Genomic DNA, 26,526 nt, shown 5'->3' on the forward strand with positions numbered 1-26,526 from the left:
CAGCGGTCGGCTCTCCGCGGCCCGTGTGACCGGCCATGGCCGATTTCTTATTACGGAACCTTGTTGAGCAAGTCACACCCTCATGCAGGCCTTGATCTGTGCTCGTCAATCGGTCAGGGTTTCGAGCCAGCCCCCGGAGATCTTCCGGCCGAGGGCCAATCCCCCCACAGAGTTTGACGAGGAGACCCCTCTTCATGGCCAAGCACCAGCGCACCCGTCGCACCAAGCTGACCGCCGCGATCACCGCCGTGGCGGCCGCCGCCGGAGTCACCCTTCTCGGCACCTCGTTCGCCGGAGCCGCACCGGCTCCCATGGGCACGGTCTACGGCGCGGACGCCGCGACCGCGGTGTCCGGCAGCTACATCGTGATGCTGGACGAGAAGAAGGCCGACAAGTCCGAGCTCGCGAAGGAGTACGGCGGCAAGCTCAAGCGCTCCTACTCCTCCAGCATCGACGGCTTCTCCGCCAGCGGCCTTTCGGAGACCGAGGCCAAGCGCCTCGCCGCCGACCCGGCCGTCGCCAAGGTGGTGCAGAACAAGAAGTTCAGCATCGACGCCACCCAGGACAACCCGCCGTCATGGGGTCTGGACCGGATCGACCAGACCGAGACCGCGGGCGACAACGCCTACACCTACCCGGACGCCGGCGGCGAGGGCGTCACCGCGTACGTCATCGACACCGGTGTCCGCGTCACCCACGAGGACTTCGAGGGCCGGGCCACCTCCGGCTTCGACGCCGTCGACAACGACGACGACGCCGACGACGGCAACGGGCACGGCACCCACGTGGCGGGCACCATAGCCGGGGCAGCGCACGGCGTCGCCAAGAAGGCGAACATCGTGGCCGTCCGCGTCCTGGACGACAACGGCTCGGGCACCACCGAGCAGGTCATCGCCGGGATCGACTGGGTCGCCGCCAACGCCAAGGGCCCGTCCGTCGCCAACATGAGCCTCGGCGGCGGAGCCGACCCCGCCCTCGACGAGGCCGTGCAGAAGGCCATCGCCGCGGGCATCACCTTCGGTGTGGCCGCCGGCAACGAGTCCAGCGACGCCGGGCAGGGCTCGCCCTCCCGCGTCCCCGAGGCGATCACCGTCGCCTCGTCCACGGAGGCCGACGAGCAGTCGTCGTTCTCCAACTACGGCCCGGTCGTCGACATCTACGCCCCGGGCTCGGACATCACGTCCACCTGGAACGACAGCGACACCGGCACCAACACCATCTCGGGTACGTCCATGGCCACCCCGCACGTCGTCGGCGCGGCCGCCGTCTACCTGGCGGGCAACCAGGGCGCGACCCCGGAGGCCGTCGCCACGGCGCTCACCGAGGGAGCCACCCCGGACGCCATCAGCAACGCCACCGAGGGCACGGCCAACAAGCTCCTCAAGGTCGTCGAGTAGTACCCCGTTCCGACCGGACGCCGGGCGGCGGTGGTCACACCCCCGCCGCCCGGCCCCGAGCACAGCGGCCGCCGCGCTCTCCCCCACGGGGCGCGGCGGCCACGTCGTATCCGGCCGACCGCGACCATCGCCCGGGCCTTGCTCCCCGGTCGCCAGGGCCTCGCTCCCCGATCCGGCCAATCCGGCCAATCCGGCCAATCCGGCCGGATCCGCGGGTGAGGGCCTAGAGTGAGTGGCCATGACGACGACGTACGCGGCGCTGCTGCGGGGCATCAACGTGAGCGGCCGCAAGAGGGTCCCCATGCCCGAACTGCGCACCGTGCTCACCGAACTGGGGCACACCGGCATCGCCACCCACCTGCAGAGCGGCAACGCCGTCTTCCGGAGCGAGACCGACGACGAGGACCTGCTGGCCGCCGCCCTGGAGAAGGCCCTGCACCGGCGGCTCGGATTCGCCGTCGACTGCCTCGTCCGCGACGCCGCCTATCTCGCCGCCGTCGCCCGGGCCTGCCCCTTCCCCGCGGCCGAGCTGGAGGGCAAGCAGCTCCACGCCACCTTCTTCGACCGGCCTGTGGACGCGGACCGCTTCGCGGGCCTGGAAGCCGGGGACTTCCTGCCGGAGGAGTTCCGGCTCGGCGACCGCTGTCTGTACCTGTACGCCCCCGACGGACTCGGCCGCTCCAAGCTGGCGGTCGCGCTGGGACGCCCCCGCCACGTCAAGGGCCTCACCGCCACCAGCCGCAACTGGAACACCGTGGCGAAACTCGTGGAGCTGACCCGTGGCTGAGCCGTCGCCCGCCGTGGCCGCGGCGATCGAGGGCGAGCTGCGCCTGCTGGACCCGGTGGTACGGGCCTCCGCCGAGCGCCTCGCCTCGCTGCTGCACCCCGAGTTCCGGGAGATCGGCACCAGCGGTCGGCTCTGGACCCGGGAGACGATCATCGCCTCGCTCACCGCCGACGACGCGCCACGCCCCGGCCCGCTCACCGCCTCCCGCATGCGAGGGGCGCAGCTCTGCGCCGACCTGGTGCACCTCACCTTCGACACCGAATCCAAGGGGGTCCACTCGCACCGCAGTTCCCTGTGGCGGCTGACCCCGCTGGGGTGGCGGCTCTACTTCCACCAGGCCACACCGTTCGACGACGGCCCGCCCGGCGGCCCCCACGACGGCCCTTTCACCGAGGTCTGATCTCCGGGCCGCGTCCCGCCGCACGGCCATGGCGGGCCATCACCGCGTGCGCGGCTCGCCGCCGGTCTTCTCCGCGCCGGCCAGCAGTTCCGGGTGCAACCGGCGTGTGGCGCTGGAAAGCTCGATACCCAGGAGCCGTCCGTGTGCGTCGTAGTCGAGTACCGCCGAGTCGTCCTCGGCGGGTACCTGCCGGACGGCTTCTCCCGGGCCGATGCTGTCGACCAGGTAGAGGTACGCCATATTCGTCGACGCGTCGTACTCGACCCGCATGGTTCGGCCCTTCCCACTCTTCTCCGGCCCGCGGTATCGGGCCCTGGTCCTCAGGGAGAGGCTACGACGTCGATGAGCGGCAGGACATCTCCCGGTCGGCCCCGCTCGCGGGCGCGGACAGCGCCGGAACCGCCGGAGCCGGACCGGCCGCGAAAGACGCTCGCCCGACGGCCGCCGCCCACGGCGACGGAGTCCTGCGGGACCTCTACACCGCGCTCGGCACCCGCATCCACCAGCACAAGGACGAGGACTTCGACGCCGTGACCGTCGCCTCGCTCGCCGAGCTGGGCCTGCCGGCCGAGCTGGCGGAAGCGGCACACTCCACGGCGTACGACGACGAGGTGGCCCGCGGCCACGACGCGGGCAAGGACCCGGGGCAGGGCGCGTACGTGGGCACGCCGACGATCCACGTCGACGGCACGGTCTGGTTCGGCCCGGTCCTCAACACGATCCCGCGCGGCGCGGAGGCGGCCGAACTCTTCGACAGCTTCCGGGTCCTCGCGAACCACCCGGGTTTCCTCGAGCTCAAGCGCGCCCGGTCCGGCGGCCTCTCCTACGACTGACCGGCCGGGGCCGCCCGCGAGCCGACATCGGTCGAGGCCGGAAGGCAGGGCCGCTCGTTCGCCACCCCTGAGCCGTATGTCAGCGCGCCGTGACCGCATACGCGGCGAGCGGGCGATTGCCGCCCGGCGCGGCAAGGGCCCGGAGGACGTCCGCCTGGCTGAGGACGAGCCGGCGAACCGGCTCGGGCAGCGACGCCAGGCGCTCCTTCGATCCGGCCAGGTCGAGACAGGCGGCGACCTGGCCGGCTGCCTTCGGCCGACCAGCCGGCCGCGGGCAGGAGCCGCAGCAGCTCCTCACGCGAGAAGGGCGTGCGGACGTTGCCCCGGCCGTGCTGATCCCGCGGCCTCGATCTGCCCCTGGATCAGCACGGAGAGGAGGTGCGCCAGCTGGTCGCCGGACCCGGGCGTCAAGTCCCACTCGGTGAACCACAGCTGCCGCGCCCACCGCCGCGCCCGGGCCAGGGTGTCCCGCAGCTGCCCGAGCGAGGCGAAGTACCAGGAACAGTGCGCGAGCACCACATGGTCGAAAGCACGGTCGGGGAAGTCGACCGAGGGGTCGAGGACGTCGGTGCCGAAACGGAAGTCGATGCGGGGCCCGAGAGGGCCCGCCGCGAGCCGGCCCGCCGATTCCCCGAGCGTGACCGGTGACCCGTAGGAGGGGCCGGCCACGTCGATGGCCACCACGCGCCCCTCGGGCCCGACCGCCTCTGCCAGGACAGCGGTCATGTCACCCTGACCGCAGCCCAGTTCCAGGACGGTCGATCCGGGCACGATGTCCCAGCTCGCCACGAGCGTGGCGCGATGGCGCGTCTGGACGAGCTGGTCGGCCGGGCTGTGATCGGCGGCGGCCATGCCGGCCGCGAGCGAGGGAGCCCTGGCGGGGAGATCGGAGCGGTTCACGGAGTCCTTGGTGATACTCGACAGGTCGGTGCGGCCCGATGAACAGGAGACGCGCGGGCAGCGGTGCCTCCGGTTTCCCGGGCACCGCGTGGTGCCGCGGCCCGCGCGGACGAGTCGCGGCTCCGGTCGGCCGGCTGACCCGGACGGAACACCACGGCGGCCGTTCCCGGACCTCACGCCGACAGCGAGGCCCGCTCCGTCACCCGCGCCTCGTCGTACCGGTCCAGCAGCAGCCGCGCCAACTCCGGTGCGGGGCCCAGCACATCGGCCAGTACGTCAGCCCCGGCCACCTCGGCGCCCACCGCGATGCGGTCGGGGAGCCGGCCGGGCGCGATGACGTACGGGGCCACCGCCACCCGGCGCACCCCGTCGGCGCGCAGGGCCCTCACCGCGTCCTCGGTGCGGGAGATGCCACCGGGATGAACAGCGGAGGCGAACGCAGGCCGCACGGCGCACCAACCGGTGTGCCGCAGCTCCCGCGCGATTTCAGCGATCACTGCGATCGCCTCCGGGTCTGTGGATCCCGCCGAGGCCAGGACGAGCCCGGTCCGGGGGATGTCGCCGGGACGGATCCCGGCCTCCCGCAGCCGCCGCCCCAGCGTGGCGTTCAGCAGCGGGGACGGGCCGAGCACGTCGGCCTGCCGGATGTTCAGCCGTGGCAGCCGGGCGCGGGCCTCGCGCAGGACCGAGGGGATGTCGGTCTTGGCGTGGAACGCCCGGGTGAGCAGCAGCGGAAGGGCGACGACCTCGTCCGCCCCCGCCGCCGCCAGGCGCTCCAGCACCCGAGGAACGGAAGGGGCGTTGAACTCCAGGTACGCGGTCTCCACGCGCAGCCCCGGCCGCTCGGCCCGGACCCGCTCGGTGAGCGCGTGCACGGTCGCGGCGTGCCGCGGGTCGCGGCTTCCGTGGGCGATGACGAGGAGCGTGGGGTGCGTCATGGGAGGGCTCAGTTCTTGACGAGGAGACCGCGGCTGCGCAGTACCCACCGCTCCAGCGGACTGAAGATGAGCAGGTCGATGGCGATGCCGACGAACAGGATGAGCAGGATCGAGAGGAAGATCCCGGGCATGTCGAAGTTGCTGCGGCCGTTCTCCAGCAACTGCCCGAGCCCCAGACCCAGTTCGGGTGAGGAGGCGATGATCTCGGCCGCCATCAGCGAGCGCCAGGAGAACGCCCAGCCCTGCTTGAGGCCCGCCAGATAGCCGGGCAGCGCCGCCGGGAGCACGATGTGCCAGGTCCCGCGCAGCCCGGTCGCGCCCAGCGTGCGGCCGGCCCGGAGGAACAGCGGCGGCACCTGGTCGACACCGGAGACCAGCCCGTTGGCGATCGAGGGCACCGCGCCCAGCAGGATCACCGCGAACATCATCTGGTCGTTCAGCCCGAGCCAGATCACCGCCGGGGCCACCCACGCCACCGACGGCAGCGACTGGAGCCCGGACAGGATCGGGCCGATCGCGGCCCGGATCAGCTTCACCCGGGCGACCAGCAGCCCCAGCGGCGTACCGATGGCGACCGCGAGGAGGAAGCCGAGCAGACCGCGCGAGACGCTGGTCCAGACGACCTCCAGCAGCGTGCCCGCGAGCCACATCTCCCGCGCGCTGTTCCACACCGCGGAGGGCGGCGGCAGCTTGTAGACCTCCGTGACCTGGGCGCGGACAAGCAGCTCCCAGATCACCAGGACGAGCGCCACCGCCACGACCGGCGGCAGCACCTTGCGCAGCAGGACCTCGCGCACCGGGGTGCGGTTGATCTGCACGGCGTCCAGGGCGTCGAGCCCGGCCTCCAGGCCCGCCAGATCGTCGGGCTTCGCGCCGCCCGGTCCGGCCGACTCGTCCGGCCGCTTCCGGCTCGACGTGATGTCAGTGCTGGCCATGTCGGCGGATCTCCCCACGCAGTTCTTCGGTGATCTCGACGGACAGCTCCGCGACGGCGGTGTCCTCGATACGGCGCGGCTGCTCGATGTCGACCGTCCACTCCCTGGCGATCCGGCCCGGCCGGGACGAGAGCAGCACGACGCGCTGGGCGAGCCGTACGGCCTCGCGCACGTTGTGCGTGACGAAGAGGACCGAGGCGTTCGTCTCCCGCCAGATCCGGGTGAGCTCGTCGTGCAGCACATCGCGGGTGATGGCGTCGAGCGCCGCGAACGGCTCGTCCATCAGCAGCAGTTGACTGTCCTGGGCGAGGGCGCGGGCCATCGCGACGCGCTGCCGCATACCACCGGACAGCTCGTGCACCCGCTTGCCGTACGCCCCGCCCAGGCGGACGAGTTCGAGCAGCCGTTCAGCCTCGGTGCGCCGCTCGGACTTGGGCACCCCGCGCAGCCGCAGGGCCAGTTCGATGTTCTTGCCCGCGGTCAGCCACGGGAAGAGGGCGTGCTCCTGGAACATCAGGGCCGGCCGCCCGCCGGGGGTCTCGATGGACCCCTTGGACGGGCGGTCGAGTCCGGCCACCAGATTGAGCAGCGTCGACTTTCCGCACCCGGAGGCTCCCAGGAGGGTGACGAACTCGCCCGGCGCGACATCGAGCGTGATGTCGTCCAGGACGAGCTGCTGACCGGTGGGCCCGGCGAAGGACTTCGAGACATGCGCGAGACGGGCGGCGTGCTCGACCGTCGTACGGTCCTCGGCCTTGGTGAGGGTGGTGGTCGCCATGGTCGTCACCTCCTGGGGATCCTTACGTCCTGGTACGGATGGGCGGGGTTACTTGACGCCGAGACCGGCGTCGGCGACCTCGGGCCGGCCCTCGGCCTTGAGGATCTTGTTCAGCGGGCCCAGGTCGTAGATGCCCTGGAGGTCCGGCTCCTTGAGCAGACCGGACTTCACCGAGTGCCCTGCCTGTGTCTTGAGCGTGGCGGCCAGCGGGTCGTCGGTGATCTCGATGGACTCCCACGCCGGGTCGAGGATCTTCTCGGGCAGCGGCTTGCCGCTCAGGGCCTCCAGCGCCTTGTTGGCGGACGCCTTCGCCTCTTCGGGGTTGGCGTTGATCCACTTGTTGGTGGCGACCGAACCCTTCAGCACCGCCTCGACCACGTCCGGGTGCTCGTCGAGGAACTTCTGCGACACGATGATGTTCGTGATCACGAACTTCTTGTCCGGCCACAGGTCCTTCTCGTCGAGGAGCACCTTCGCGCCCTCGGAGACCAGCTTGGACGCGGTCGGCTCGGGCACCCAGGCACCGTCCAGGTCACCGGACCTGTAGGCGTCGGGCGTCACCTTGTTGTCCGAGCGGACCACGGAGACGTCGCCCTTGCCGCTCTGGGCGTCGACCTTCCAGCCCTTCTCGGAGATCCAGTTGAGGAAGGCCACGTCCTGGGTGTTGCCGAGCTGCGGTGTGGCGATCTTCTTGCCCTTGAGGTCGTCCAGGGTCTTGATCTTGTCCGGGTTGACGACCAGCTTCACCCCGCCGGAGGCCGAGCCGGAGATGATCCGCAGTCCCTTGCCCTGGGACTTGCTGAAGCCGTTGATGGAGGGGGAGGGGCCGATGAAGCCGATGTCGATGGAGCCGGCGTTCAGCGCCTCGATCTCGGAGGGGCCCGCGTTGAAGGTCGTGGACTCGACCTGGGTGCCGCCCAGTTCCTTCTGGATGGTGCCTTCCTGGATGCCGACCAGGGCGGTGGCGTGCGTGAGGTTCGGGAAGTAGCCGATCTTCACGGTGTCCGTGGAGAGCTTCTTCCCCTTGGCGGAGACGTTCGCCTTCTTGGCGTCGTCGTCCTTGGCCTCGGAGCCGTAGCCGCAGGCGGTGGCCGCCAGGGCGAGCAGGGGCAGCGCCGCGACGGCGGCGATGGAGCGGCGAACGGTGGAACGGGGGGCAGGCACGGGAGGCTTTCCTCTCGTTGGCCCGGCGCTCACGTCCCGCTGTCTGGTCAGGGGGGCGTGGCCGGGAGGTCGGCAGGTCTTCGGCGGTACGGACGGTGCGGGAGGGCGCGCGAGCGGTGCGCGTACGTCATCACGCACATCGCCCGACCCCGCCCTGACCGCTGCCGAGGGCGCCGCTGCCGACCCGGCCGCCCTCCTTCGCGAAGGTGGAGAAGAAGTCGGTGGTCATCAGAAGTCCCACTCGGTGTCGTCGTCGGCGGCCGGGGCGGCGGCTTCGGCGACCGCGGCGAACGAGGCGCCCGCCATGCCGGCGCTCAGCGTCGTACCGTCCGCCGGGTCGATCAGGAGGAACGAACCGGTGCGCCGGGAGTCGGCGTAGGCGTCGAGCGCGAGTGGTTCGGCGGTGCGCACGACGACCCGGCCGATGTCGTTGGCGACCAGCTGCCCGGGGGCCGGGTGCTGGGAGAGGTCGTCCAGGGTGAGCCGGGAGGGGATGTCCTTGACGATCGCCTTGACCGTGCGGGTGGTGTGCTTGATCAGCACCCGCTGGCCCACCGAGAGCGGCTGGTCGGCGACGTGGCAGACGGTCGCCTCGACATCCTGCGTGACGGCGGGGGAGTCGTCGGCCGGGGCGATCAGGTCGCCCCGCGAGATGTCGATGTCGTCGGCCAGCCGGAGCGTCACCGACTGCGGGGCCCAGGCGATGTCGACGCTCTCCCCGAGCGCGTCGATGCCCGTGATGGTGGTGGTGCGACCCGAGGGGAGCACGGCGACGGACTCGCCGACCCGGAACACACCGGCCGCGATCTGACCGGCGTAGCCCCGGTAGTCGGGGTGCTCGGCGCTCTGCGGGCGGATCACGTACTGCACGGGGAAGCGCGCGTGGCAGGCGGTGAGGTCGTGGCTGACCGGCACCGTCTCCAGGTGCTCCAGGACGGTCGGCCCGCCGTACCAGTCCATGTGCGCGGAGGGCTCCACCACGTTGTCCCCGGCCAGCGCCGAGATCGGGATCGCGGTGATCTCCGGGACGCCGAGCGAGGCGGCGTACGCGGTGAACTCCTCGGCTATCGAGGCGAACACGGGCTCCGCGTAGTCGACCAGGTCCATCTTGTTGACCGCCAGCACCACGTGCGGGACGCGCAGCAGCGCGGCGACGGCGGCGTGCCGGCGGGTCTGCTCGACGACGCCGTTGCGGGCGTCCACCAAGACCACGGCCAGCTCCGCCGTGGAGGCGCCGGTCACCATGTTGCGGGTGTACTGCACATGGCCCGGGGTGTCGGCGAGGATGAACCGGCGGCGGGCGGTGGCGAAGTAGCGGTAGGCGACGTCGATGGTGATGCCCTGCTCGCGCTCGGCCCGCAGCCCGTCGGTCAGCAGCGCCAGGTCCGGCGCTTCCTGACCCCGTTTCAGCGAGGCCTGCTCGACGGCCTCCAGCTGGTCGGTGAGGATCGACTTGGAGTCGTGCAGCAGGCGTCCCACGAGGGTGGACTTGCCGTCGTCGACCGACCCGGCCGTGGCGAAGCGCAGCAGGGTGGTGGCCGACACGTCGGCGAACTGCTCGGTTGTCGTGGTCATGGTTAGAAGTACCCCTCGCGCTTGCGGTCTTCCATCGCGGCCTCGGACATCTTGTCGTCGGCGCGGGTCGCACCCCGCTCGGTGAGCCGGGAGGCGGCGATCTCGGTGATCACGGCGTCCAGCGTGGTGGCGTCGGAGTCGACGGCGCCGGTGCAGGACATGTCGCCGACCGTGCGGTAGCGCACCAGACGGGTCTGGGTGGACTCGTGCTCCTTGGGGCCGCCCCAGTGCCCGGCGGTCAGCCACATGCCGTTGCGGTCGAAGACCTCGCGCTCATGGGCGAAGTAGATCTCCGGGAGCTCGATCCCCTCGCGCTCGATGTACTGCCAGACGTCCAGCTCGGTCCAGTTGGAGATCGGGAAGACCCGGACGTGCTCGCCCGGGGCGTGCCGGCCGTTGTAGAGCTGCCACAGCTCGGGCCGCTGACGGCGCGGGTCCCACTGGGAGAACTCGTCGCGCAGCGAGAAGACCCGCTCCTTGGCGCGCGCCTTCTCCTCGTCGCGCCGCCCGCCGCCGAAGACCGCGTCGAAGCGGTGCTGCTGGATCGCCTCGGTGAGCGGGACCGTCTGGAGCGGGTTGCGGGTGCCGTCGGGGCGCTCGCGGAGCTTCCCGGCGTCGATGTACTCCTGCACGGAGGCGACGTGCAGCCGCAGCCCGTGCTTCTTCACCGTGCGGTCGCGGTACTCCAGGACCTCGGGGAAGTTGTGCCCGGTGTCCACGTGCAGCAGGGTGAACGGCACCGGCGCGGGCGCGAACGCCTTGAGCGCCAGGTGCAGCATCACGATGGAGTCCTTGCCGCCGGAGAACAGGATCACCGGCCGCTCGAACTCTCCCGCCACCTCACGGAAGATGTGGACCGCCTCCGACTCCAGGGAGTCCAGGTGGCTGAGCGCGTACGGGTTGACGGTGCCTTCCGGCACGGTGGCGACGGTGCTCACGCCAGGCCCCTCTCGGTGAGCAGCGCGTGGAGCGCCGCTGCGGACTCCTGCACGGTCTGCTGGTGCGACTCGATCCGCAGGTCGGGTGATTCGGGCGCCTCGTAGGGGTCGTCGACCCCGGTGAGACCGCTGATCTCGCCGGCCGCCTGCTTGGCGTACAGCCCCTTCACATCGCGTACGGAGCACACCTCCACGGGGGTCGCGACGTGCACCTCCAGATACGTGGTGGACTCGGTGGCGTGCCGCTTGCGGACGGCCTCGCGGCTGTCGGCGAACGGGGCGATGACGGGGACCAGCACCTTCACGCCGTTGGCGGCGAGCAGTTCGGCGACGAAGCCGATCCGGGCCACGTTGGTGTGCCGGTCCTCGCGGGAGAAGCCGAGGCCCGCGGAGAGGAACTCGCGGATCTCGTCGCCGTCGAGCACCTCCACCCGGTGTCCCTCGGTCCGCAGCCGGCCCGCCAGCTCGTACGCGATGGTGGTCTTGCCCGCGCTCGGCAGACCGGTCAGCCAGATCGTGGCTCCCGTCTCCGTCACGCTCATCGAACTCTCCTGATCAGTCGTCATCAGCCGTGCAGCCCGCATTCGGTCTTGCCCCGTCCGGCCCAGCGGCCGGCCCGTGCGTCCTCGCCCTCCAGCACCCGGCGGGTGCAGGGCGCGCAGCCGACGGAGGCGTAACCGTCCATCAGCAGCGGGTTGGTGAGCACCCCGTGCTCGGCGACGTAGGCGTCCACGTCGTCCTGGGTCCAGCGGGCGATGGGGGAGACCTTCACCTTGCGGCGCCTGGCGTCCCAGCCGACGACCGGGGTGTTCGCCCGGGTCGGGGACTCGTCGCGGCGCAGGCCCGTCGCCCACGCGGCGTACGCGGTCAGGCCGTCCTCCAACGGCTTGACCTTGCGCAGCGCGCAGCACAGGTCGGGGTCGCGGTCGTGCAGCCTCTCGCCGTGCTCGGCGTCCTGCTCGGCCACGGTGCGCCGGGGGGTGAGCGTGATGACGTTGACGTCCATCACCGCGTCCACCGCGTCCCGGGTCCCGATGGTCTCCGGGAAGTGGTAGCCGGTGTCCAGGAAGACCACGTCCACGCCCGGCATCACCCGCGACGCCAGATGCGCGACCACGGCGTCCTCCATCGAGGAGGTGACGCAGAAGCGCGGCCCGAAGGTCTCGGTCGCCCACTTCAGGATCGTGGACGCTGAGGCGTCCTCCAGCTCCCGTCCGGCCTCCTCGGCCAGATCCCGGAGGTCCTCGTCGCCGAGTTGTCCGATCAGCAGAGCGTCCGTCATATCCCGTCTCCCTCACCGTCGTTGCGCCGAACGCCCCGGGCCAGCAGACCCAGGAACTTCAGCTGGAACGCACGGTTGCAGGAAGCACATTCCCAGGCGCCGTGACCGGTCTCGTTGGGACGCAGGTCCTCGTCGCCGCAGTACGGGCAGTGGAACGGGGCGGCTCGCTCGCTCATGACAGCGACTCCGCACTGGCCCGGGCCGCCCAGGTCGCGAAGCGCTCGCCGTCCTCGCGCTCCTCCTGGAAGCGGCCGAGCACCCGCTCGACGTAGTCGGGCAGTTCGGCCGAAGTGACCTTCAGGCCGCGGACCTTGCGGCCGAACCCCGCCTCCAGGCCGAGCGCCCCGCCGAGGTGCACCTGGTAGCCCTCGACCTGGTTGCCGCTCTCGTCCAGCATCAACTGGCCCTTGAGACCGATGTCCGCGACCTGGATGCGGGCGCAGGCGTTCGGGCAGCCGTTGATGTTGATGGTGATCGGGTGGTCGAACTCCGGGATGCGGCGCTCCAGTTCGTCGATGAGGGCGGCGCCGCGCGCCTTCGTCTCGACGATCGCCAGCTTGCAGAACTCGATGCCGGTGCAGGCCATCGTGCCGCGCCGGAACGGGGACGGGGTGACCTTGAGGTCGAGCGCCTCCAGCCCGGAGACCAGGGACTCCACCTGCTCCTCGGCCACGTCGAGCACGATCATCTTCTGCTCGGCGGTGGTCCGCACCCGGCCGGAGCCGTGCGCGTCGGCCAGCTCGGCGATCTTGGTGAGCGTGGATCCGTCGACCCGGCCGACCCGCGCGGCGAAGCCGACGTAGAAACGGCCGTCCTGCTGCCGGTGCACCCCGAGGTGGTCGCGCCAGGTCTGGGCGGGCTCCTCGGGCGCGGGGCCGTCGATCAGCTCACGCTTCAGGTACTCGTCCTGGAGGACCTGGCGGAACTTCTCCGGACCCCAGTCCGCGACCAGGAACTTCAGACGGGCGCGGGTGCGCAGCCGCCGGTAGCCGTAGTCGCGGAAGATCGCGATGACCCCGCCGTACACGTCGGGCACCTCGTCCAGCGGCACCCAGGCGCCGAGCCGCACCCCGAGCTTCGGGTTGGTGGAGAGACCGCCGCCGACCCAGAGGTCGAAGCCGGGTCCGTGCTCCGGGTGGTTCACGCCGACGAAGGCGATGTCGTTGATCTCGTGCGCCACGTCCAGGTGCGGGGAGCCCGAGATCGCCGTCTTGAACTTACGGGGCAGGTTGGAGAAGTCGGGGTTGCCGATGAACCGCCGCTGGATCTCGTCGATGGCGGGCGTGCCGTCGATGATCTCGTTCTCCGCGACGCCCGCCACGGGCGAGCCGAGGATGGTGCGGGGCGTGTCACCGCAGGCCTCGGTGGTGGACAGGCCCACCTCTTCGAGCCGCCGCCAGATCTCCGGCACGTCCTCGATGCGGATCCAGTGGTACTGCACGTTCTGCCGGTCGGTGAGGTCGGCGGTGCCTCGCGCGAACTCCTGCGAGATCTCCCCGATCACCCGCAGCTGCTGGGTGGTCAGCCGGCCGCCGTCGATGCGGACGCGCAGCATGAAGAACTCGTCGTCCAGCTCCTCCGGCTCCAGCACAGCCGTCTTGCCGCCGTCGATGCCGGGCTTGCGCTGGGTGTACAGCCCCCACCAGCGCATGCGTCCGCGCAGGTCGTTCGGGTCGATGGAGTCGAAGCCGCGCTTGGAGTAGATCGTCTCAATACGTGTCCGTACGTTGAGACCGTCGTCGTCCTTCTTGAACTGCTCGTTCCCGTTCAGGGGGGTGTGGTGGCCCACGGCCCACTGGCCCTCGCCGCGGTGGCGTCCGGCCTTGCGGCGGGGCGTGGTGGTCGCAGGCTGTTCCGGGGTAGCGGCCATGACAATACGTCCTTCGGGACTGCGGGAGGGCGGCTCTGAGCGGCACACTCGCGCAGAGGCGCGGCGGTGCGCAGGGCGGTTCAGAGGGGGCGGCGGTGCTGGGACTCTCAGCTCGCCGGACAGATGGCGCTGGACATGCGGCAGAGGTCGACGTGGCGTCGACTCACCAAGGCAATTCCAGTTCCAGGCATGGCGGAAGCGTGTCACGCGCATCTCGGGGCAGTCCACCACTATCCGCTATGTGGACGGCTGAGTCTCGAAGGGTGGGACGGTGTGGCGCTGGTCACGGAGTACGGCACCCGCAATGGCGACAAAACGCCCAGCTGGCAGCCCTGAGGGCGGTGGAGCCACCGCTCCACCGCCCTCAGGGGTCACGGGTGGTCAGGAGGAGTACGCCCCGGGCCAAGGCCCCGGCGTCGCCACGTCCGGCTCCACCTCGGTCTTCGTGTCGAAGAGCCGGAAACCGCGCCGGAGGTAGTTGTCCATCGCGTGCGGGCCGTCCTTCGAGCAGGTGTGCAGCCACACCCGCTTCGTCGCCGGCCGCTCCGGCCAGCGCTCCGCCAGGTCCCACGCGCGCGCCACCCCGTAGCTGAGGAGGTGCCCGCCGATCCGCCGCCCCCGGAACGCCGGGATCAGCCCGAAGTACATGATCTCGACCACGCCGTCGTCCTGCGCGTCCAGCTGGACGTACCCGGCCGGCGTCCCGTTCTCGTAGGCCACCCAGGTCTCCGCCCCGGGCCGCTGAAGGAGTTCCTGCCACTGGGCGTACGTCATGCCCAGCCGGTCGGTCCACTGGATGTCGCCGCCCACGGCGGAGTAGAGGAACCGGCTGAACTCCGGCAGCACCACCTCGGACCGGACGATGCGCAGATCGCCCTCCGGTACGGCGGCGGGCCGGAGATCGTCGGGCGAGGTCTGCTCCAGCGACCAGACGGTCACCTCGGTGGTCGGGGCTGCGGGCTGCGGGGTATCGCTCATGACGGCCAGAGAACCATGCCGCCGCCCACCCCCGCACGGCGGCCCCGCCCGGGAGGCCCCGCGTCCGACGGCCGCCCCCGCACGGGTGGCGCCCGCCCGGGAAGACACACGTCCTCAACGCCCACCCCCGCACGGCGCCCCCGCCCGGGGAGCCACGCGTCCGACGGCCCCCCCGCACGGGCGGCCCCCGCGCGGGAAGACCACGCCCCCATCGGCCGCCCTCCTCAGGCGGGCGGAGCCGCCCCGCGGGACTCCGTCACCACAGGCGCCCTGGAGTGCGGCAGCAGATCCGCGCGGTCCTCCGGGTGGATCACCTCCACCTCCACCCCGTCCCCGAAGCGGTACGGGCGGTGGGCCAGCACCTCCGCCAGCTGACGCCGCAGCCGGGAGATCTCGGCCCGGACCGTCACCGTCCGCGTCCCGTCCCCGAAGATGTCCCGCGCCAGCTCCGAGGCCGACCGCCCCTGCCGGTGCACCGCCAGCGCGTACAACAGCTCCGCGTGACGCGGCGAGAGCCGCTCGGTGCGGCTCCCCAGCGGCCCGGTCACCCGCACGACGAGCGCCCGGGGACGGCTCAGGTCCAACACCACCCGTCGCGGCGCCTCCTCCGTGCCGCCGTCGTCCACCTGTACCAGCCAGCCGCCCGGCAGCGGCTCGACCCGGCACATACCGAGCGAGGGCAGCCACACCGGACCCGGCCCCAGCGACTTCGGCAGCGGCAGCCGGTCCACCGGAGCCATCCCCGTCACCGCCGCCAGCCGCCCGTGCACGTCCACCGCCAGCGCCCGCCCGCCGATCCGGCACAGGATCGGAGCGGCCACCGCGCGCAGCCGCTCGATCTCCGCCAGGTGACGGGTGCGGATCTCACCCTCGGCGAGCCGGGCCACCGAATCGACCAGGGCCAGCGTCGCCGGGTGGAACGTGGACGCCGGACCGCTGATGTCCACGATCCCGATCAGCCGGCCGTCGCGCGGATCCCGGACCGGGGCCGCCGCACAGGTCCAGCCGTGCAGGGCCCGGATGAAGTGCTCGGCCGAGTGGACCTGGACGGGGACCCGGGCGGCCAGCGCCGTCCCGATCGCGTTCGTCCCGGTCGCCGCCTCGGCCCAGTCCGCCCCTTCCTCCAGGCAGATGGCGTGGGCCCGGCGCAGCACCCCCGGATGGCCCTGCCGCCACAGCACCCGGCCCTCGGTGTCGGTCACCACCAGGATCTGCTGCGCGGCATCCGCTATCGAGGCCAGCCCCGCCCGCAGCAACGGCATCAGCTCGCCGAGCGCCGTGCTGTGGCGCCGGTGCTCGATCTCGTCCGCCTGTAACAGCTCACTCTCCGGCGACTGGTCGGGGTCGATACCGCTGCGCACCACCCGGTCCCAGGAGGCGTCGATCTCCACCCGGGGCGCGACCTCGGACCGGGCCCCCGCCAGCCGCGCCTCCCGCGCCCGGTGGAGCGACCGGGTCGCCTGGCGGCCCGCCTCCTGGCCCGTCACTCGCGCCACCCCCGCAGAACCTGTCTCCGTCATGGTCCCCGTTCCCCCCGAACGTTTCCCGCCCGGCCCGTCCTGCCGGTCACCTGGCCGGACCGCCGATCAGTCCACTCAGTCCACACAATCGTTGCAACCCTTTGCAACTCTGGCCAGGTCCCGCGGCTCCGTACAAGAGTGGCAGGAACACTGTGCGCCGGGCCTGTCCCGGTCGCCCGGTGTCGCAGAAGCATGGAGGGTGGTGCCGTGTCGGCGCAGCACCACCCTCCGTCGCTTCCCCGCCCTCCTTCGCCGCGCGCCGTCCGGCCGGGCCCGTGTCACCACCGACGCCAGGTCCGGACTGCTGCAGCGTCCCGAACACCGAGCCCCGGCCCTCAACATCGGCGCCGAACAGAACCACTGGTGACGGGTGAGCGGATACGCGCCCCGAGCCCGCGGCCCGGCCGAGTTCGCCGAGCGCCTCCAGCGCCACGGGCAGGACCCCGGGCGCGACATGCCGTCCCACGGCCTCGCCAGGGCCCGGCCCGCGGCGAGGACGTCATGGCCGACCAGCGGTGGAACCTGAACGGTCACGGTGCGGGGGGTGGCTGCCATGCCGATACGGTAAGGACGTGCAGGCAGCAAATGAAACACCCGAGCGGCCACCGGGCCGGCTCCACCGGGCGCGAGTGCTCTACCGCAACGTCTCCAAACGACGGATGGCGTGGCACTTGCTCAAGGACACCGTCAACTCGTGCATCGAGTACCGCATTCTGGGACTCGCGGCCGAGGCGGCGTTCTTCACCCTGCTCTCCCTGCCCCCGCTGCTGCTCGGCATGATCGGGCTGCTCGGTTACGTCGACGAGTGGACCACGACCACCACCGTCGCCTCCATCGAGCGCAACATCCTCTCCGCCGCCCAGACGGTACTGTCCGAGCGCGGGGTCAACGACTTCGCCAAACCGCTGCTCGCCGACGTCACGACCGGGGCCCGCCCCGACATCATCTCCATCGGCTTCGCCATCGCCCTGTGGTCCGGCTCCCGCGCGGTGAACGTCTTCATCGACACCATCACCGTCATGTACGGACTCGACGGCCACCGCGGCATCGTCAAGACCCGGCTGCTCGCCTTCCTGCTGTACGTCGTCGCCCTGCTGATCGGCGCGGTGGTGCTGCCGCTGCTGGTCGTCGGCCCGGACCGGGTGGTCGAGCTGGTGCCGTGGGGCACCGAGGTCATAGCCGTCCTGTACTGGCCGCTCGTGATCCTGCTGGGCGTCGCGTTCCTCACGACGCTCTACCACGTGTCCGTGCCGGTGCGTTCGCCCTGGATCGAGGACGTCCCCGGAGCCCTGATGGCGCTCGGCATGTGGGTCCTCGGCAGCTTCCTGCTCCGGATCTACCTGACCAACACGGTCGAAGGCCCCACCATCTACGGCTCCTTGGCGGCGCCGATCGCCGTCCTGCTGTGGATCGGCATCTCCGCCTTCGCGGTCCTGGTCGGCGCCGCGGTCAACGCGGCCATCGACCGGGTGTGGCCCTCGCTCGCCACGGCCGCCGCCCGCGAGGCCACCGAACGCGTCCGGGCAGCGCAGGCCGCCGAGTTCGTCGCCCGTACCCGCTCGGCCGCCCAGGCCGGAGCGGACGACGACGAGGACGACGGCCCCGCGTACATGCCCTCCGAGTTCCCCGAGCGCTGGTCCCGCTTCCTGCCGCCCGACGACGTGAAGTCCCGGCTGCACGCGACCTGGGAGAAGGACCCCAGGGACACGAAGGAGAGCAGGGAGCCCAAGGAGTCCACGTCGTCGGAGGACCCCTCCTCCCGCCGGCCGCGTTAGGCCCTGTCGCCGAACTCCCGTCGAACTCCCGTCGTCGCCCGGAGGACGGCCCCGAGAGGCCGGGCGGAACAGCCCTTAGCGTGGAAGCATGCCCCGGGAACACCAGCGCGACCAGCAACGGCAGCACTACCAGGAACGGCCGTCGCGGCTGGCCGGGGCCGTCGTCTGGACCCTGGACGTCCCGTCCGGACCGCCGGGCCCCGCCCGGTCCGTCCTTCCCGACGGCTGCATGGACCTGATCTGGTCCGCCGGCCGCCTGGTCGTCGCCGGACCCGACACCCACGCCTTCCGGGTCGACCCCCGCGACCGCGCCTCCTGCGCCGCGATCCGCTTCCCTCCCGGAACCGCCCCCGTCCTCCTCGGCGTACCGGCCGACGAACTGCGCGACCACCGGGTCGAGCTCGCCGACCTCTGGCCCCGCGCCGCCGTCAGCGGGCTCGTCGACCGGATCGACCGGGCCGCCGACCCCGCGGCCGCCCTGGAGGACTACGCCCTGGGCCTGGCCGCCGAGACCGGCCCCCCGGACCCGCTCACGGCGGCCGTCGCCGACCGGCTGCGGCGCGGCGGCTCCGTCGCGGCGACGGCCGCCGAGGTCGGCCTCGGGGCCCGCCAACTGCACCGCCGCTCCCTGGCCGCCTTCGGCTACGGACCCAAGACCCTGGCCCGGATCCTCCGCCTCCAGCGCGCTCTGTCCCTCGTCCGCGCGGGCCTGCCGTACGCCGAGGCGGCCCCCGCGGCGGGCTGCGTCGACCAGGCGCACCTGTCCCGCGAGATGCGCGCCCTGGCCGGGACGACGCTCGGGGCCTACTTCTCGGCGGGCGACGCGGAGGCGAACAGCGACACCCCGCAGCCGTCCGGGTCCAGGACGACCGCGTAGCGCTGCCCCCACACCGCGTCCCAGGGCTTCAGATGCCCGGTGTACCCGGCGTCGACCAGCTCCGCGTACACCGAGTCCACCTCCCGCGGGCTGTCGCAGACGAAGGCCAGGCCGACCCGCTCACCGCCCGCCGGGCGCTTCCAGTCCGGATCGAACGAGGCGATGACCTCCTCCGTGTCCCACAGCAGCCGCTGCCCGCCCGGCAGGGCCACTTCGACATGCGGCGCGGACTCGGCCCCTTCGGGGATGTCGAGGCCGAGCCTGCGGTAGAAGGCGAGCGAGGCCGCCAGGTCCGCCGTGATGATGCTGATCGCGTCGAGTCGTGGAGTCATGCCCCGACCGTACGCACGCGCCGCCCGACGGTCTTGTACGAATCGGTCGCCCGCGCCGGGACCTCACCCCAGGCAGTCGGCCGGCGAGGTCCCCGGGTCGGTCACGGCCAGGCCCAGGGCGGCCCGCTCCGTGAGCCACCGCGTCGGCCGGTGGCGCGGGTCGCCCGTCGTCGCGTGCAGTGACCGCTGGAGCTCCAACAGCCTCGCCGCCCCCACCCGCTCACCCCAGGCCAGCGGCCCGTACGGATAGCCGAGCCCCGTGGTCACCGCCAGATCGATGTCGGCGGGCGCGGCGAGCGAGCGCTCCGCGATCGAGCAGCCGACCGCGACGACGGAGGACAGCAGCCGCTGCGCGACCGTGCCCGCGGTGTCCCGCACCACCGACACCGCGTACGGACCGTCGCCCTCGACGGCCCGCGCCAGCACCGCCCGCGCGTCCCGGGCGGCCACCGGGTCGCCGGCCGCCGTCACCGCGAGGACCCGCCGCCGCCCAGCCGGGGGCAGCACCTCCACGCCGAACGTACGCTCCCGGGGCCACGCACCCGCCGCGACCGCCGCCGACACCGGCGTCCCCCAGACGGGCACCAGCACCACGGCCCGCGCGGACGGCCCCGCGCCCCGCTCGACCCGGGCCCCCGCCGCCTCCAGGGACCCGGCCAGGGCCTCCTCGTAGGCGGCGGTCTCCGGCTGACCGCCCGGGACCAGGAACACCGGGCGCTCCGCGTCCCCGGCGACCGCGCTCTCCGGCGCGGGGCCCGACGCCCCCTCGCCGTACGCGTACCAGCCACGGCCCGTCTTACGGCCGTGCAGCCCCGCCACCACCCGGTTCGGGGTCAGGAAGGACGGGCGCAGCCGGTCCTCGTACCGGAAGCCCTCCCAGATCGAGTCGATCACCGCGGCCGTCACGTCGAGACCGGTCAGGTCCATCAGCTCGAAGGGGCCCATCCGCAGTCCCAGCACGTCCCGGGCGATCCGGTCGATCTCCGCCGGGTCCGCCACCGACTCCTCCAGCAGCGCCAGCGCCTCGGTCACCAGCCCCCGCCCGGCGTGGTTGACCAGGAAGCCGGGAGTGTCGGCGACGGTCACCGCCCGGTGTCCGCAGCCCTCCACCAGCTCGGTCAGCAGGGCCGGGATCTCCGGTCGGGTGGCCGCGCCCGGCACCACCTCGACGATCCTCATCAGCGGCACCGGGTTGAAGAAGTGCAGTCCGGCCAGGCGCGAGGGATCCCGGAGCGTCGCGGCGATCCGGGTCACCGACAGGGAGGAGGTGTTGGTCGCGAAGACGGCGGAGGAGGGCAGCGCGCGCTCCAGCTTCCCGAACACCTCGGCCTTGGTCGCCAGGTCCTCCCGTACGGCCTCGATCACCACCTCCACCTCCGGGCCCGCCGCCCACGGCTCGACGAGCGGCACCAGCCGGGCCACGGCCGCGTCCCGCTCGGCGGCCGGCATCCGGCCCTTGGCGACGGCCCGGTCCAGCATCGAGGCGACGAAGTCCAGGGCGTCCGTCACCGCCTCGGGCCGTACGTCCCCGAGCTCGACGGTGTGACCGGCGCTCGCCGCCCACTGGGCGATGCCGCGGCCCATGGCCCCGGCTCCGACGATCCTGATACGCATGGCGGTGGGAGCCCTTTCAGCGGCGACAGAGACGGTTCTCAAAGAGACGATGGGCAACGGGAGACAGAGACAGTTCTTCGACGGGGACAGAGGCGGTCGGCCGACGGGGACCCAGGCGGTTCGTCCACGGGAGCGGACGCGGTCCTCAGCGGAGGTAGACGCGGTCGGGGTCGACATCGTCGCGCAGGAGCCGCAGCTCGGCGGCGGTCGGCGGGGCCGTCGTCGCCACCGAGCCGGCCGTCCTCAGCTCCCACCCGGTCGCGGCCCGCACCTGTTCGACGGTGACCCCGGGATGGACGGCGACCAGCCGCAGTTCGTCGCCGACCCCCTCCCTGGCGAGGACGCCCAGTTCGGTGACGACCCGGGTGACGCCGACGCCCAGCGGGCGGATCCCGTCCGCCAGCGCCCGGTCCGGGCCCGGCGTGGTGCAGAAGTCGAGGGCCTTGGCGAAGGAACGCGGTGTGTGGCGGCGCATCACCACGAACACCTCCCGGGCGTTCGCCATCACCTCGACCGCCCCACCGGAACCCGGCAGCCGGACGGACGGGCGGTCCCAGTCGCCGATGACCGAGGTGTTGAGGCTGCCCCACCGGTCGATCTGCGCGGCACCCAGGAAACCCACGTCGATGTGCCCGCCCTGGAGCACCGAGCCGAACAGGGTGGGCATCGACACCACCGCTTCGGCCCCGGTGATCAGGACGGCGTCCGCGATGGTCTCCGGCAGCCGGGAAGGGTGCGCCCCGCAGACCCCGGACTCGTACACCACCTCGATGCCCGGCGCGACGGTCAGCCGCGCCAGCTCGGCCGCCAGCGTAGGCAGCCCGATGCCGGCGAACACCGCGCGGCGTCCGGCCAGTTCACGCGAGGCCACGACCGACAGCAACTCCGAGGAGGTGACGGGCGGCGTGGCTTTCGATTCCCGCTCGCTCACAGCCGCCTCCCGTAGTTCACCGGCTCGCTCAGCGCCTCGCCGACCGCCAGCCCCGCCCAGAACCCCTCGCCCAGCTTGGCCACGTACTCCGCGTGGTCGGCGGTGCCGTACACCCATTCCGCCAGCCACTCCCGCAGCCGAGCCGGGTCCTTGCTGATCGCGGACCAGGAGCGGTAGAAGGCGTTGTCCCGGTCGTAGTAGCCCTGCGCGAACGAGGGGTGCGCCCCGCGCGGGCAGACCACCACCGCGTCGACCGCGTGGGCCGGAATCAGCGTGCGGTTCGGGTCCGAGCGGACCACCTCGTCCGCCACCAGCTCCTCCACCACCACGACCGCCTTCTCCGCCGCGTACACCGCCTCCGCCTGGACGCCGGTCAGCCCCCAGACCTGGGTGTTGCCCCGGCGGTCGGCGCGCTGCGCGTGGACGATCGTCACGTCCGGGTTGACGGGCGGTACGACGTAGATCTGCTCGGCTCCCCCGTCGGCGGCCGGGTAGGGCGAGACGACCTTGCGGATGCCGGGGTTGACGGACGTCAGGTCGCTGCCCGCGTACGAGCGCAGCGGGTAGAACGGCAGGCGCTGCGCCCCCGCGAGATAGCGGCACACCATCCCGTAGTGGCTGTACTCCTCGAACGCCAGCGGCTCCGGGTCGGCGTGCTCGATCCGCCGCCGCAGCTCCCCGAGCGAACCGGCGGACGAGTTCCCCACGAAGGAGGAGACCAGCCGCGTCACGCACCCGGCCGCCAGCATCTGGTCCACCACGATGTCCGCCGTCATCCGGACGACCGTAAGATTCCGGCGGCCCTGCCGGATGATCTCGTGACCGGCGGCGGTCGGGATGAGATGAGTGAACCCTTCGAGGCTCACGGTGTCCCCGTCGCGGACGAAGGCGGCGACGGCCTCCCTCATCGACATGACCTTGCCGGCCGTCCGGTCCACGGTTCTCCTCATCGTCCGCATACGCGGACACCACGGTGTCAGCACCCATTGATGGCTGTCCAATACCGAATTAGGGTCGGATCAAGACCCGGGACATATCAATGGAGCGAGGGGGTGTTCCCATGGAACTGCGCCACCTGAAGGCCTTCCTCGCCGTGGCGGAGGAGCTGCACTTCGGCCGGGCCGCCAAACGCCTCCAGATGGCACAGCCGCCCCTGAGCCAGCAGATCCGGCAGCTGGAGAAGGAACTCGGCGTCCAGCTGTTCCGCCGCAACACGCGCTCCGTCCGGCTCACCGGCGCGGGGGAGACCTTCCTCGACCCCGTACGGACCGTCCTCGACGACCTCGACACCGCCGTCCGGGCCGCCCGCTCGGCGGGCCGCGGCGAGTACGGCCGGGTGACCATCGGCTTCGCCGGCGCCTCCAGCCACGAGACGCTGCCCCGCCTCACCCGCGCCGTGCGCGCCGCACACCCCGGCCTCGAACTGGTCATGACCGGTCAGACATACGCCAACGTCGCGCTGGACCGGGTCGCCGACGGCTCCCTCGACCTGGGTTTCGTCCGGCTGCCGGTGACCCGGCCCGGAGTGGAGCACCGGGTGATCGACGAGGAGGAGCTGCTGTGCGCCCTGCCGTTCGACCACGCGCTCGCCCGGCACGCGGCGGTGCCGCTCGGCGCGCTGGCGGACGAACCGTTCGTCTCCTTCCCCGCCAACTCCGGATCCACCGTGCGCGACGCCATGACCGAGGCCTGCGAGAGCGCCGGGTTCACCCCGCGCGTCGTCCAGGAGGCCCCCGACTCGTACACGATCATGGCGCTCGTCGCCGCCGGGGTCGGCGTCACCCTCACGGTCACCTCCGTACGCCACATCCAGCAGAGCGGACTGGTCTACCGGCCCCTCACCGGACCGCCCATCCGCCGCCAGGCGGCCCTCGCCTGGCGTGCCGACAACCCCTCCGCCGCCCTGCACGCCGTGCTCGCCGTCGCCCGGGACGCTTTGCCCACCCCCGTACGCGGACCGGGCGGAGGGCCGATTGAGACGCCGGGCCTCTGAAAAGGGGGCACATCCCGTATTGGACCCGCTCAGTCACCGGATGCGAAGGTCACCTCACCACCCGCGCCCCGCCCGCCGCCCTGGTCGCCCTGGTCGCCCTGAAGGAAAGGCCCCGCCGTGCCGCTCGACGTCGTCATCTGCGAACCCCTGCGCACCCCCATCGGCCGGTTCGGCGGGGCCTTCGCCCAGCAGACCCCGGCCGCGCTGGCCGCACAGGTCATCGCGGAGATCGTCGCCCGCACCGGCGTCGACCCCACCCGGGTCGACGAGGTGATCCTCGGCCACGCCTACCCCACCAGCGAGGCACCCGCCATCGGCCGGGTCGCCGCTCTGGACGCCGGACTGCCCACCACGGTCACCGGCTCCCAGATCGACCGCCGCTGCGGCTCCGGACTCCAGGCGGTGCTGGACGCGGCGATGCAGATCCGGGCCGGATTCAGCGACGTGGTGATCGCGGGCGGCGTCGACGTGATGAGCGCCGCCCCGTACTACACCCACGACGGACGCTGGGGCATCAAGGGCCCCGGCCTCCAGCTCCACGACGCGCTCGTCCGGGGCCGCGTCACCGCCGGAGGCGTCAACCACCCGGTGCCCGGCGGCATGATCGAGACGGCGGAGAACCTGCGCCGGGAGTACGGGATCGGCCGGGCCGACCAGGACGCCCTGGCCCTGAGCTCCCAGCAGCGCGCCGCCCGCGCCGCGGCCGAGGGCCGCTACGACGCGGAGACCGTCCCCGTCACCGTGCGAACCCGGAAGGGCGAACGTGTCGTCACCGCCGACGAGCACCCCCGGCCCGAGACCACCGCAGAACAACTCGCGGCGCTCCGGCCGGTGATGGCGAAGTCCGACCCGGACGCCACGGTCACCGCGGGCAACGCCAGCGGCCAGAACGACGCGGCCGCCGCCTGCCTGGTCACCAGCGCCGCGACCGCCGAACGCCTCGGCCTCACCCCGCTCGTCCGCCTCGTCTCCTTCGCCCGCGCGGGGGTGCCCGCCGCGACGATGGGCATCGCCCCCGTCGCCGCCACCCGCACCGCGCTCGACCGGGCGGGCCTCACCCTCGCCGACCTCGACCTGATCGAGCTGAACGAGGCGTTCGCCGCCCAGGTGCTGGCCTGCACCAGGGAGTTGGGCCTCGGCGAGAAGGATCACGACGAGCGGATCAACGTCAACGGCTCGGGCATCTCGCTGGGCCACCCGGTCGGCGCCACCGGAGCCCGCATCCTCGCCACCCTCACCCGCGAACTCCACCGCCGCGAGGGCCGGTACGGACTGGAGACGATGTGCGTCGGCGGCGGCCAGGGTCTCGCCGCGATCTTCGAACGCATCGCGGACTGAAGGACAGGAATCCCTTGAGTAACATCGATCCGGCTTCCGTGATCTTCGAATCCGACCTCACGTTCCGGGTGTGGAAGTACGGGATCGGACACTCGCAGCTTCTGCTTCGATCCGCCTCGGACGAGTCCGAGGGCGAAGGAGTGGACATCCTTTTCGAAGGAGTCGCTGCCATGCGGCTCGCCATGCGCTACGAGGCGTTGCAGTTGCGTTCCGTGGACGAGGAAGAGTTCCGGGAAGTCTTCGACAGCTCAGGTGTGGACGAGAAGTGGCGAGATTCCTTCGTCATCGTCCGCCTGAGCTCCCGATCGGGCGAGGGCTACGTGCAGTGCGCGAGGATCACCGCTGAACGGCGGCACGTGCAGAGCGGCTCGGGTCGAGATCCGGACGGGCTGCGCGACCTTCTCTGGAGTCTGAGCCCGTAACTCGACCACGTCGAAACGACTGCCGCAGACGCAGACGCAGACGCAAAGGTCCGGCCGGACAGTCCCCGCTGCCCGGCCGGACCTCGTTCTCCCGCAGGAGGTCTGTCAGTCCCGCGCGTTGCGGGTACGGCGCATCAGCACCGCGCCGCCGAGCAGCAGCGCGGCGCTCGCGCCGGCGGCCAGGCCCAGGTCGGCGGCACCGGTGTCGGCCAGGTGCGCGCCCGGGACGCCGGACCCGGGCGTACCCGAGCCGGGGGTGTCGGTACCGGGCGTGTCGGTCGGCGGCTCGTCGACGGGCGGCTGGTCCACCGGCGGCTCATCGACCGGGGGCTGGTCCACGGGCGGCTGGTCCACGGGCGGTTCGTCGACGGGGGGCTGGTCCACCGGCGGCTCGTCCACGGGGGGCTGGTCCACGGGCGGTTCGTCGACGGGGGGCTGGTCCACCGGCGGCTCGTCCACGGGCGGCTGGTCCACCGGCGGCTGGTCGACCGGGGGCTCGTCGACCGGCGGCTTGTCCACCGGCGGGTGGTTGTGCTTCGGACCGTCGGCGTTCACGCACTTGTTGCCGAAGGCCGGGTTCAGCAGAGCGACCACATTGACGGTGTTCCCGCACACGTTGACCGGAACGTGCACCGGCACCTGCACCGCGTTGCCCGAACCGACCCCCGGTGAACCGACGGCCGCGCCCTCGGCCGACGCGTCGGCGTGCGCGGTGCCGCCGACCGCCGCCAGGAGGCCGGATGCGGCCGCCATGACGATAATGCTCTTGTTCAAAACCTGTCGCATTACTTGTCCTTCCTTAGGACATTCGCGAGGACATTCGCGTGGGTGCTTCGAGTGGGTGCTTCGCGCGGAGAGGCGGGCAGCCGTCGGGAGGAGCCGCGGCACAGCCGGACCCTGCGGCGAAGCCATGATGAAAGTGATGAAGACGTGCGCGCTGGACGACTGC

The 26,526-nt window shown here is 72.1% G+C and carries 27 protein-coding genes and 3 pseudogenes; 9 read left to right on the forward strand and 21 right to left on the reverse strand.

What is annotated here, in order from left to right:
* The first annotated feature begins 194 nt into the window (after nucleotides 1-194).
* The 3 genes from AB0F29_RS22695 (at nucleotide 195) to AB0F29_RS22705 (ending at nucleotide 2,584) form a co-directional block, all read left to right on the forward strand.
* Nucleotides 195-1,397 carry a S8 family serine peptidase gene (locus AB0F29_RS22695; RefSeq protein WP_361874672.1) on the forward strand — a complete coding sequence of 401 codons (1,203 nt, stop codon included), beginning with the start codon at nucleotides 195-197 and terminating at the stop codon, nucleotides 1,395-1,397.
* Between the two features lie 238 nt (nucleotides 1,398-1,635).
* The gene (locus AB0F29_RS22700) at nucleotides 1,636-2,184 is read left to right on the forward strand and encodes a DUF1697 domain-containing protein (protein ID WP_361874674.1); all 549 of its coding nucleotides are present in this window, start codon (nucleotides 1,636-1,638) and stop codon (nucleotides 2,182-2,184) included.
* Nucleotides 2,177-2,584 carry a nuclear transport factor 2 family protein gene (locus AB0F29_RS22705; protein WP_361874675.1) on the forward strand — a complete coding sequence of 136 codons (408 nt, stop codon included), beginning with the start codon at nucleotides 2,177-2,179 and terminating at the stop codon, nucleotides 2,582-2,584. Before AB0F29_RS22700 ends, AB0F29_RS22705 begins: the two co-directional genes overlap by 8 nt.
* Nucleotides 2,585-2,623: 39 nt before the next feature.
* Here the strand turns inward: AB0F29_RS22705 and AB0F29_RS22710 are convergent, their stop codons facing one another.
* Nucleotides 2,624-2,854 carry a DUF2283 domain-containing protein gene (locus AB0F29_RS22710; RefSeq protein WP_361874677.1) on the reverse strand — a complete coding sequence of 77 codons (231 nt, stop codon included), beginning with the start codon at nucleotides 2,852-2,854 and terminating at the stop codon, nucleotides 2,624-2,626.
* 65 nt (nucleotides 2,855-2,919) lie between these two features.
* On the opposite strand from AB0F29_RS22710, the pseudogene AB0F29_RS22715 reads away from it, so the two are divergent.
* Nucleotides 2,920-3,417, forward strand: a pseudogene (locus tag AB0F29_RS22715) (hypothetical protein); the annotation flags it as partial.
* A 79-nt stretch (nucleotides 3,418-3,496) separates the two neighbouring features.
* Here AB0F29_RS22715 and AB0F29_RS22720 read toward each other — a convergent pair.
* The 15 genes and pseudogenes from AB0F29_RS22720 to AB0F29_RS22790 form a co-directional block, all read right to left on the reverse strand.
* Nucleotides 3,497-4,317, reverse strand: a pseudogene (locus AB0F29_RS22720) (class I SAM-dependent methyltransferase).
* A gap of 173 nt (nucleotides 4,318-4,490) precedes the next feature.
* Nucleotides 4,491-5,255, reverse strand: a complete 765-nt coding sequence (locus AB0F29_RS22725; RefSeq protein ID WP_361874679.1) for a sirohydrochlorin chelatase — start codon at nucleotides 5,253-5,255, stop codon at nucleotides 4,491-4,493.
* Between the two features lie 8 nt (nucleotides 5,256-5,263).
* A complete protein-coding gene (locus AB0F29_RS22730; RefSeq protein WP_265598458.1) occupies nucleotides 5,264-6,190 on the reverse strand; it encodes an ABC transporter permease in 927 nt (308 codons plus the stop codon).
* On the reverse strand, nucleotides 6,177-6,968 hold the full coding sequence (locus tag AB0F29_RS22735; RefSeq protein WP_018956819.1) for an ABC transporter ATP-binding protein: 792 nt from the start codon (nucleotides 6,966-6,968) through the stop codon (nucleotides 6,177-6,179). The genes AB0F29_RS22730 and AB0F29_RS22735 overlap by 14 nt, the downstream gene beginning before the upstream one ends.
* Before the next feature lie 48 nt (nucleotides 6,969-7,016).
* Nucleotides 7,017-8,132 (reverse strand): aliphatic sulfonate ABC transporter substrate-binding protein, encoded by a 1,116-nt coding sequence (locus AB0F29_RS22740; protein ID WP_361874681.1) that lies wholly within the window; start codon nucleotides 8,130-8,132, stop codon nucleotides 7,017-7,019.
* A 228-nt stretch (nucleotides 8,133-8,360) separates the two neighbouring features.
* Entirely contained in the window at nucleotides 8,361-9,707 is a 1,347-nt protein-coding gene (locus AB0F29_RS22745) for a GTP-binding protein (RefSeq protein WP_361874683.1), read from the reverse strand.
* A gap of 2 nt (nucleotides 9,708-9,709) precedes the next feature.
* Nucleotides 9,710-10,645 (reverse strand): sulfate adenylyltransferase subunit CysD, encoded by a 936-nt coding sequence (gene cysD, locus AB0F29_RS22750; RefSeq protein ID WP_018956816.1) that lies wholly within the window; start codon nucleotides 10,643-10,645, stop codon nucleotides 9,710-9,712.
* Nucleotides 10,642-11,211, reverse strand: coding sequence for an adenylyl-sulfate kinase (gene cysC, locus AB0F29_RS22755; protein ID WP_078625707.1), 570 nt, complete (start codon nucleotides 11,209-11,211; stop codon nucleotides 10,642-10,644). Before cysC ends, cysD begins: the two co-directional genes overlap by 4 nt.
* Nucleotides 11,211-11,927 (reverse strand): phosphoadenylyl-sulfate reductase, encoded by a 717-nt coding sequence (locus AB0F29_RS22760; RefSeq protein ID WP_361874686.1) that lies wholly within the window; start codon nucleotides 11,925-11,927, stop codon nucleotides 11,211-11,213. The genes cysC and AB0F29_RS22760 overlap by 1 nt, the downstream gene beginning before the upstream one ends.
* The gene (locus AB0F29_RS22765; protein WP_018956813.1) at nucleotides 11,924-12,103 is read right to left on the reverse strand and encodes a hypothetical protein; all 180 of its coding nucleotides are present in this window, start codon (nucleotides 12,101-12,103) and stop codon (nucleotides 11,924-11,926) included. The genes AB0F29_RS22760 and AB0F29_RS22765 overlap by 4 nt, the downstream gene beginning before the upstream one ends.
* Nucleotides 12,100-13,797, reverse strand: coding sequence for a nitrite/sulfite reductase (locus tag AB0F29_RS22770; protein ID WP_361874689.1), 1,698 nt, complete (start codon nucleotides 13,795-13,797; stop codon nucleotides 12,100-12,102). The genes AB0F29_RS22765 and AB0F29_RS22770 overlap by 4 nt, the downstream gene beginning before the upstream one ends.
* 107 nt (nucleotides 13,798-13,904) lie before the next feature.
* The gene (locus AB0F29_RS22775) at nucleotides 13,905-13,988 is read right to left on the reverse strand and encodes a putative leader peptide (protein ID WP_310738857.1); all 84 of its coding nucleotides are present in this window, start codon (nucleotides 13,986-13,988) and stop codon (nucleotides 13,905-13,907) included.
* Nucleotides 13,989-14,178: 190 nt separating this feature from the next.
* Nucleotides 14,179-14,775, reverse strand: a complete 597-nt coding sequence (locus AB0F29_RS22780; RefSeq protein WP_361874691.1) for a GNAT family N-acetyltransferase — start codon at nucleotides 14,773-14,775, stop codon at nucleotides 14,179-14,181.
* 224 nt (nucleotides 14,776-14,999) lie between these two features.
* Nucleotides 15,000-16,295: a GAF domain-containing protein gene (locus tag AB0F29_RS22785; protein WP_361874693.1), complete on the reverse strand. Its 1,296-nt coding sequence runs from the start codon at nucleotides 16,293-16,295 to the stop codon at nucleotides 15,000-15,002.
* A 382-nt stretch (nucleotides 16,296-16,677) separates the two neighbouring features.
* Nucleotides 16,678-16,850, reverse strand: a pseudogene (locus AB0F29_RS22790) (DNA alkylation response protein); the annotation flags it as partial.
* A 17-nt stretch (nucleotides 16,851-16,867) separates the two neighbouring features.
* Here AB0F29_RS22790 and AB0F29_RS22795 point away from each other — a divergent pair.
* Both AB0F29_RS22795 and AB0F29_RS22800 read left to right on the forward strand, forming a co-directional pair.
* Entirely contained in the window at nucleotides 16,868-18,070 is a 1,203-nt protein-coding gene (locus AB0F29_RS22795) for a YihY/virulence factor BrkB family protein (protein ID WP_361874696.1), read from the forward strand.
* Between the two features lie 88 nt (nucleotides 18,071-18,158).
* The gene (locus tag AB0F29_RS22800; RefSeq protein ID WP_361874698.1) at nucleotides 18,159-18,947 is read left to right on the forward strand and encodes an AraC family transcriptional regulator; all 789 of its coding nucleotides are present in this window, start codon (nucleotides 18,159-18,161) and stop codon (nucleotides 18,945-18,947) included.
* Here AB0F29_RS22800 and AB0F29_RS22805 read toward each other — a convergent pair.
* The 4 genes from AB0F29_RS22805 to AB0F29_RS22820 all read right to left on the reverse strand — a co-directional run bounded on the left by AB0F29_RS22805 (nucleotide 18,875) and on the right by AB0F29_RS22820 (nucleotide 22,774).
* Nucleotides 18,875-19,279 carry a VOC family protein gene (locus AB0F29_RS22805; protein ID WP_361874701.1) on the reverse strand — a complete coding sequence of 135 codons (405 nt, stop codon included), beginning with the start codon at nucleotides 19,277-19,279 and terminating at the stop codon, nucleotides 18,875-18,877. The two genes, AB0F29_RS22800 and AB0F29_RS22805, sit on opposite strands and share 73 nt — an antisense overlap.
* A gap of 63 nt (nucleotides 19,280-19,342) precedes the next feature.
* Nucleotides 19,343-20,893: a 3-hydroxyacyl-CoA dehydrogenase gene (locus AB0F29_RS22810; RefSeq protein WP_361874704.1), complete on the reverse strand. Its 1,551-nt coding sequence runs from the start codon at nucleotides 20,891-20,893 to the stop codon at nucleotides 19,343-19,345.
* A 145-nt stretch (nucleotides 20,894-21,038) separates the two neighbouring features.
* Nucleotides 21,039-21,824 carry a CoA-transferase gene (locus tag AB0F29_RS22815; protein WP_361874707.1) on the reverse strand — a complete coding sequence of 262 codons (786 nt, stop codon included), beginning with the start codon at nucleotides 21,822-21,824 and terminating at the stop codon, nucleotides 21,039-21,041.
* On the reverse strand, nucleotides 21,821-22,774 hold the full coding sequence (locus AB0F29_RS22820) for a CoA-transferase (protein ID WP_361875068.1): 954 nt from the start codon (nucleotides 22,772-22,774) through the stop codon (nucleotides 21,821-21,823). The genes AB0F29_RS22815 and AB0F29_RS22820 overlap by 4 nt, the downstream gene beginning before the upstream one ends.
* A 110-nt stretch (nucleotides 22,775-22,884) precedes the next feature.
* Here AB0F29_RS22820 and AB0F29_RS22825 point away from each other — a divergent pair, with 110 nt between their 5' ends.
* From AB0F29_RS22825 to AB0F29_RS22835, 3 genes are all read left to right on the forward strand, one after another.
* Nucleotides 22,885-23,817 carry a LysR substrate-binding domain-containing protein gene (locus AB0F29_RS22825; protein ID WP_361874710.1) on the forward strand — a complete coding sequence of 311 codons (933 nt, stop codon included), beginning with the start codon at nucleotides 22,885-22,887 and terminating at the stop codon, nucleotides 23,815-23,817.
* A gap of 117 nt (nucleotides 23,818-23,934) precedes the next feature.
* Complete coding sequence (locus AB0F29_RS22830) at nucleotides 23,935-25,155, forward strand: acetyl-CoA C-acetyltransferase (protein ID WP_361874713.1); 1,221 nt, start codon at nucleotides 23,935-23,937, stop codon at nucleotides 25,153-25,155.
* 14 nt (nucleotides 25,156-25,169) lie between these two features.
* Nucleotides 25,170-25,577, forward strand: coding sequence for a hypothetical protein (locus AB0F29_RS22835; RefSeq protein ID WP_361874716.1), 408 nt, complete (start codon nucleotides 25,170-25,172; stop codon nucleotides 25,575-25,577).
* A 105-nt stretch (nucleotides 25,578-25,682) separates the two neighbouring features.
* Here the strand turns inward: AB0F29_RS22835 and AB0F29_RS22840 are convergent, their stop codons facing one another.
* Nucleotides 25,683-26,363 carry a chaplin family protein gene (locus AB0F29_RS22840; RefSeq protein ID WP_361874719.1) on the reverse strand — a complete coding sequence of 227 codons (681 nt, stop codon included), beginning with the start codon at nucleotides 26,361-26,363 and terminating at the stop codon, nucleotides 25,683-25,685.
* Nucleotides 26,364-26,526 lie beyond the last annotated feature (163 nt).

The organism is Streptomyces sp. NPDC026589, assembly GCF_040638385.1.
In the GTDB taxonomy this organism is placed as follows: Bacteria; Actinomycetota; Actinomycetes; order Streptomycetales; family Streptomycetaceae; genus Streptomyces.